The 641-nt window shown below is 59.3% G+C and carries 1 protein-coding gene and 1 pseudogene; both read left to right on the top strand.

Features of this window, described 5'->3' with window-relative positions:
* A partial coding sequence (locus AC1DT3_RS23430; protein ID WP_477467545.1) for an AEC family transporter occupies positions 1 to 357 on the top strand: 357 nt, incomplete at its 5' end.
* A gap of 96 nt (positions 358 to 453) precedes the next feature.
* Positions 454 to 641, top strand: a pseudogene (locus AC1DT3_RS23435) (hypothetical protein); the annotation flags it as partial.

The raw sequence follows: 641 nt of genomic DNA on the forward strand, positions 1-641 counted from the left end.
CCGATCAACACATTTCTCGATGCTCTTGCCGGCGCAGCGCTCGCAGCAGGTCTTCTCGTCGTCGGAGCGGGGCTGGACATACGCCGCCTCGCCAGACCTAAGGCGCCGCACATGATCGCGAGCGCGCTCAAGCTACTCGTCATGCCGTGCATCGCCGTGGCATTGGCGAAGCTTCTCGGCGTCACCGGCTCCGATGTCACCACGACTGTGATCGCGGCGTCCGTTCCCTCGGCGAGCGCAGCTTACGTCCTGGCGCGACAACTCGGCGGAAATGCCGGGCTGATGGCGGAAATCCTGACGCTACAGACGCTTCTCGCGATGGCCACGATGCCGATCATGATGACCATCTTGCACTGATCTCATTTTGCAATCTGTAGTTATGTATACGTTATTGTATTAACTTTGGTTGTAGTGCTATCTAGGGTCCCGAGGTTGGATAACCCCTGATCTGTCATGCCCAAACGCCTTGAGCGCCCACCCCATGCTCCGGCTCAGCAATTTCGCAACTACAAGTCGTCTGCGTTGGCCGAGGATCCGCGGGAGACCGCGCGCTATATCGGCGAGTTCGCGACGGAACTCTCGTCTCTCGCCCGACAGGCAAAGCTCGACCTATTGGCCTATCTCCTCGACATGGCGAGGCT

Source organism: Microvirga sp. P4_G7, assembly GCF_056401005.1.